This is a genomic window from Pseudopedobacter sp., assembly GCF_040392825.1.
Taxonomy (GTDB): domain Bacteria; phylum Bacteroidota; class Bacteroidia; order Sphingobacteriales; family Sphingobacteriaceae; genus Pseudopedobacter.
In genome coordinates this window covers 1-4,916 of sequence record NZ_JBEBVH010000275.1, presented here as the reverse complement: position 1 = coordinate 4,916, position 4,916 = coordinate 1, and the positions used below count along the sequence as shown (strand labels likewise).

The following is a 4,916-nucleotide window of genomic DNA, read 5'->3' as shown; positions in this document are numbered from 1 at the left end:
AGGATACAGGAAGTGTGGTCGAATTCCATTTCATAACAAAGGCATTCCAACTGCCGTTTCCTGGTCTGTGATAAAAATCTTGTCCGGTACCTGCGAAATTTACCGTTGTTCGTTGAGTTGTAATACCAGCGGCCTGCCCGTTTATATATAAGGCAGAATTAGTTGCTACCAAGCCCATAACTCTGTCTCCACCTAATGTAGATAAGACTTTTGTATCTACTACATTTCCGGTTTCTCCATTAAATTTTGCAATATATCCTTCATTGCCGTCTGTTGTTGTAATGTTTGTTATACCTATAGTTTTAAAATCCATAGAAGTAAGAACGACTCCTCCTGCAAAAACTTCTTTATTGTCGTTTACCGTAATTACATTCGCGGTAGACGTTCCTCCTGCAGGAAAAACTTTGCCCCATATTCCTGATCCGTTACTTGCGTTGAATTTGGCAAAAAAAGGAAAAGTGGCGGTGTTAGCTTCAATAGGTACTGTTACTCCTCCAAAATCTAACGTATTATCAGATCCTCCACTTAAAGTTCCCGCAATATAAACCCCGTTGTCCTTATCTACCGTAATATCATAAGCTATTTTTTGTTGGCTTTCTGTGCTTGAAATTGATTGTACCCACTTAACAACGCCATCACTATCCAGCTTTGTCAACCAGGTACTTGTCCCTAACGCAACCGGAAAATTCTCGCTATCAATACTAATGGTTGTAGCAGTTCCAAAATTTCCAGAACCTGTGGCATAGATGCTTTTATCAATTGGATCTGTAACGACAGCGTAGGCAACATCTGCCGCGGTACCACCAATAGATTTAATAAATAGGAGATTACCATTTGTATCAAATTTGGCTATAAACCCATCAGTACTTCCTTTCGATTTAAAAGCCTGACCTTCTATTAATACAGGTACCTCATTTATCTTCAACTCACCTGTAAAAGACCCTACTACAATTAAATTTCCGTCAGCATCAGTCCTTACATCTCTTACAGATTCCGTACTATTAGCAGTAGTACTTGAAAATGTTTTGTGCCATACGTAATTTCCTGTCTTTGATAGTTTCATTAACAGGCCATCCGTATCGCTGGCACCTATAGTTGAAATATTTCCAGGACTAAAATTAATACCAGAACTTGATTTATAATAATAGTCTATCTCCCCAGCGAAACGTCCTCCTATATATACGGCATTATTTACATCATCAACAGCTATCGCGTTTGCTATAGCAACGGTATAAGGTGATGCTGTACTCTTTACTGTTGGCCCAAATCCTAACATCCAATCAAACTTACCCGCATTGTCAGTTTTTGCTACAAAAGTATTATGAGCATTATTTTGAGGCCCCGAAGCAAGGGCAACATTTTTCAAGTCTTGATCAAAAGCCTTTTCTCCATTTTCTCCCGTTTTCCCGTTACTGTAAGCATTAGCCCAGGTATTAGTTATAGTAGTGCTAGCAGCATAGGTCCCTGTAGAGTAAGTATTGCCAGCAGCGTCTACCGCTAAACGCTTACCCAAATAATCACCACTATGGAACGGTATAGGACCCGAAATACTCCCCAGCCAATGCTGTGCATTTGCAACAGAAGACAGCCCTATAATCCCCAGAGCTGCTACACATAGATTTTTTAATAGTTGTTTTCTCATATTATAAAATTTATAAGTGATTTGTATTCTTTATTTAATGCTATTTGTTTCCGTTGCAAATGTTGCTGGATTTACTTCTATCCCCATTGCTTTAACAATATGACTTGGCCCCGAAATAAATGAATGCAAGAGTTAATGTATCCTCTATTCCTATCTCTCAGGATTTGTAGTTATGGTTACGTAAACGATAATTAAAAACACAATGAAATGCTCTGCTTTAAATTGTGGATTTGGTTAATATATTAGTTCAGATATTTTCGGTAACGTTACCGAAATAATAGTGAATATACCATTATTTTAAAATTCAAACAAATCTTTTTTTACTTATAACTACAAACGATTCAATAAGCTATTAAAAAAAATGACGCACCGCATAATGCTGTATAAGTACGTCATTCTTTTTATATGAGATCAGTTTTTATAGTATCCGGTTATATCATAACTGATTTTCCTGTTGCTGCACTTTCATAAATTGCTTCTATAATTCTTACAGATTTCCTTCCCTCATTTCCATCAACAAACGGATTAACTCCTGTACTTACTGATAATATAAAGTTTTCTATTTGTAACTGATGGCCTAAAAAGCTTATGGCCATTGGATTGGAGACTCCTCCATTAACCGACTCATGTTTTTTATCTTTTTTAACAACAAGCTCGTCTCCGGTTTCTTCTTTTTCAAATTCCCATCTGGTTATATCGGCATCTTCTATAATAACCGATCCTTCTGTACCTGATATTTCTATACGTTTTAAAAAACCCGGATAAATGGCAGTAGAACATTCAATTACTCCCAAAGCACCATTGCTAAATTTTAAAATGGCTACTGCGGTATCTTCTACTTCAATCTCTTTATGTCTGAAATTACCGGTAAGCGCCTGTACACTTTCCACCTCTCCCATGTACCATTGCAAAACATCTACGGCATGGATAGCCTGATTCATTAATGCGCCTCCTCCGTCCAGTTCCCAGGTACCTCTCCATGCGTTTTGCTTGTAATAAGCTTCTGTTCTACTCCACTTTACATACGCACTACCAATTGCCAGATTGCCAAATCTTCCCTTATCTATAGCGGCTTTAATCTTTTTGCTTTCAGGATAAAACCTACTTGGAAAAATCACACCTAATTTTACATTATTCGCATTAGCTGTCCTTATAATACGGTCACATTTTTCGGTAGTTATCTCTAGAGGCTTCTCAATTAAACAATGCTTTCCTTTTTGTATAGCTTTAATAGCTATATCCTCATGAAGACCTGAAGGGGTACAAATACAAACTATATCTAAACCTTCAAAATTCAGCAAATCATCCAGATTATCAAAAGCAAGACAAGTATGTCTGTCTTTAAACGAGTTTGCTTTTTCGAAACTTCTGTTAAATACACCTAGCAATTTAGCATTCGGAATACATTTTAATGCCTCTGCATGCATATCTGCAATGGCTCCTGTACCAATTATACCGAAGCCATATATTTTTTCAATTCCCATAACAATAATATTCAAGAGTTTGTATACACCACCTATCTATCACATTGTATATTACTGATTTTAAATTTTTTACAAATAAAAACCAGTTTACTTCTGTTAAATGATTCTAATCTTTAGTTTTCTTAACCGTGTAAGCTATTACTTTATTCATCAAAGTATCTTTTCGGCCTTTGTTAAACATAGAATCGATCTTAATTTCATAAACGAAACCCGCTTCTATTTTTCCAAGATCTAAAGTCATCTTAGAATTTTTAGCAGCCGTTTTAACCGCTTTTATAACCACATTTTCTTCATTTATTCTCGGAGAGCCATACTTTGCATGGTAATGATAATTGTACTTTTTTACTTTTAACAGCGAAGAAATATCTATTCCCTTGGGAATAGAAAAAGGTTCAGTAAAATCTAATTCGAATCCTTCTTTTTCCAGTTTAATAGTTTTTACATCAAATGGAACCTTGTTTGTTGCTGTAATTTTCTGTATCCCTCTGTCTCCCAGCCAGCCGTGGTCGGTCTGGCCAACCCATATACTTCCATCAGGAGCAATTGCCAATCTGTTGTTGCCTTTTCTCAGACCGTCTTTTTCTATAAACAATGTTACTGCTCCCTGTATAACTCCGTTAACTTCTTCCAACATTACACGTACAAGACGCTCCGTATTCATCTCACCAACTATAAGCTGACCCTTAAAATGGTTCATGTTCATACCTTCCCTGATCATAACGGGCTGGGTTGGTGAGTTAGCTATCACATCATGCGGAAAAATAACAGCAGGTTTATCTCGCAAATTATCTAACGAATCTTTGCCCCATTCAAACGGATTTCCTTTTTTCCAATTTTTTTCCCAAACTAAAGCAGCCGGATGACCGTAAAAATGTCCTTCTTTCACATGATAAAGTGGACTGGAAGCCACCCAATCTCCCTGGTTATCTGTTACGAACAGATTTTCGTTATCATCTATCATCAAGCCATTAGGAGAACGGAAACCTGATGCGAAGGGAATCACTTTTCCATCTGGAGTTAGCTTCATAATCCATCCTCTGTAAGGAACTACCGAAAACATAGCCCGGCTTTGTTTTGATTTGCCGTCCATATTTAACTCGCCCCTGACTTCTTTTGCAATTCCTCCACCAGAGGATGCAGAGTTGAGGCCTATATACAGGTTCCCTTTTTTATCTTTTACAGGTCCGTAAGTAAATTCATGATAATTTCCGGTCATACCAAAACCATCATAAACCGTTTCATATAAGTCGGCCATTCCATCTCCATCGGTATCTTTTACCCTTGTAAGTTCTGGCAATTGCATCACCAATAGTTCACTTTCATTAACCACTAACATTCCCAGCGGTTCATGCAGTCCACTGGCAAACAATTTCCATTCTGATTTTTTAGGGTCATAAATCATTATTTCCCCTCTCATAAAGGCGGCAACCAATCTTCCATCCGGCAAGAACTCTAAAGCAGCTACTTCTGCAGTTAAGCCATCGGGAGTTTTGATGTTTTCAATGGTATATGGCGGCTTTGCTTTTTTATCAAAACTGGTACAAAAAATCAATGTACACGTTACACTTATCAGTAAGATTATATTTCTCATTTGATGATTCTTAATTCTATATTAAATTTTGCTCCTGCTTCTGGCTTCAGCTCTAAATACTCGCCTGAAAGCTTTTTGCCATTGAAGTAATACGCTGTGTTGTCTGTTGGGGTATAGTTAACATGTATTTTGTCTTTCAAAGCAGGAATTCGGAATGATCTCACAATGCCGTTTCCTTCTTTTAGTTCTTTAATAAGCT

Annotated in this window: 4 protein-coding genes; all 4 read right to left on the bottom strand. The window is 37.2% G+C overall.

Annotated features, from left to right (window positions below; genetic code table 11):
- Window positions 1-1,642 (bottom strand): hypothetical protein (locus ABWO41_RS15320; protein WP_353139933.1); only part of this gene is annotated, 1,642 nt, incomplete at its 3' end.
- A 431-nt stretch (window positions 1,643-2,073) separates the two neighbouring features.
- On the bottom strand, window positions 2,074-3,126 hold the full coding sequence (locus ABWO41_RS15315) for a Gfo/Idh/MocA family protein (RefSeq protein WP_353139931.1): 1,053 nt from the start codon (window positions 3,124-3,126) through the stop codon (window positions 2,074-2,076).
- Between the two features lie 106 nt (window positions 3,127-3,232).
- Window positions 3,233-4,717, bottom strand: a complete 1,485-nt coding sequence (locus ABWO41_RS15310) for a PQQ-dependent sugar dehydrogenase (protein WP_353139929.1) — start codon at window positions 4,715-4,717, stop codon at window positions 3,233-3,235.
- The coding region (locus tag ABWO41_RS15305) for a hypothetical protein (protein ID WP_353139927.1) at window positions 4,714-4,916 on the bottom strand (203 nt) is incomplete at its 5' end. The genes ABWO41_RS15310 and ABWO41_RS15305, both read right to left, overlap by 4 nt.

Bases quoted from the DNA above. Each gene is read 5' to 3' on its own strand.
- ABWO41_RS15315 (WP_353139931.1), bottom strand. From the start codon at position 3,126: ATGGGAATTGAAAAAATATATGGCTTCGGTATAATTGGTACAGGAGCC.
- ABWO41_RS15310 (WP_353139929.1), bottom strand. From the start codon at position 4,717: ATGAGAAATATAATCTTACTGATAAGTGTAACGTGTACATTGATTTTT.